The sequence below is a fragment of the Pseudomonas veronii genome (genome assembly GCF_001439695.1).
In the GTDB taxonomy this organism is placed as follows: Bacteria; Pseudomonadota; Gammaproteobacteria; order Pseudomonadales; family Pseudomonadaceae; genus Aquipseudomonas; species Aquipseudomonas veronii.
In genome coordinates, this window is sequence record NZ_JYLL01000081.1 from 1 (window position 1) to 1,236 (window position 1,236).

Consider the following 1,236-nt stretch of genomic DNA (forward strand, 5'->3'; position numbering starts at 1 on the left):
GTGTAGTGGTCAACTAATCCCGGACACGACGTTAAGTTTTTCCTCGGCCCGCGCTGGAGCCAACCCATCGTTGAATTGATGAGGCCTAATCCAGTTGTAGCGATGCATCAAAAAGTGGCTGATGTCGCGCTGTGCTTCCTGTGCAGTTCGATAGCCCACGGTCGGTATCCATTCTGTTTTCAAGCTGCGAAATACGCGCTCCATCGGTGCGTTATCCCAGCAGTTTCCTCGTCGACTCATGCTCTGGCGCATGCGGTATCGCCACAACCGCTGACGAAAGAGTCGGCTTGCATATTGCGATCCCTGGTCCGAGTGAAATAGCAGGTCCGAAGGCCTGCCACGTTGCTCGTAAGCCATATCCAGCGCTTTGATCACCAGCTCAGCGTCTGGCTTTTCCGACAGCGCCCAGCCCACGATCCGACGCGTACAAAGATCCAGGACGACAGCCAGGTAATGCCACTTTCCTTGCGCCCAAATGTAGGTGATATCGCCGCACCAGACTTGATTGGGCGCTGGCACGTCGAACTCGCGGTTCAATGTGTTCGGGATATCCAGTCTTTCTACTGTTGCTCGCTTGTAGGCATGGAAGCCGGGTTGTTTGCTGACTAAATCAAGCTCGCGCATCAAGCTACGCACTTTGAATCGACCGAGTTGCTCACCGTCTTCACGCATCAGCGACAGGATGCTGCGACTGCCCGCAGAGCTGCGACTTTGCGAGAACAGCTCACTGACGCGACTACGCAATCGAAGCCGTTCAACATCCGGCGTGCGGCGCCGCAGGCGCTGGGCGTAGTAACACGAGCGAGTGACGTCAAACACCTTGCACAGCCAATCAACCGGCTCATGGGCGCTCAACTGGTCAATCAGCGCGAACGCTCGTGATCTTCCGACATCAAGAGCGCAGTAGCCTTTTTTAGTATTGATTTCTCTCGCTCAAGCCGAGCAATCCGGGCTTCCAGCTCCTGAATTTTTTGCTGTTCCGGAGTCAGTGCCTTGCTCTGCGGGGTAACGCCTTTATGTTCTTTCTGAATCTGGTCAACCCAGCGGCGCAATGCCGATTCACCAATGCCGAGTGAACGGCTGGCTTCGATGTAGCTGTAGTTTTGTTTGAGCACAAGGTCGGCAGCCTCGCGCTTGAATTCAGGAGTAAAGGAGCGGCGTTGTTTGGTCATCTGACACCTCGATCTGGCGAGCATTCTCGCCTAAATGGGTGTCCGGTTTCATTAGACCACTACA

General features: G+C 54.8%; 1 protein-coding gene. It reads right to left on the minus strand.

Features of this window, described 5'->3' with window-relative positions:
- Positions 1 to 9: 9 nt before the first annotated feature.
- Positions 10 to 1,172 (minus strand): IS3 family transposase gene (locus tag TU80_RS32550; protein WP_085985966.1). Its coding sequence is split into 2 segments (ribosomal slippage): positions 10 to 917 and positions 917 to 1,172, totalling 1,164 coding nucleotides; the frame shifts between segments, so codons are not numbered across the junction.
- Positions 1,173 to 1,236 lie beyond the last annotated feature (64 nt).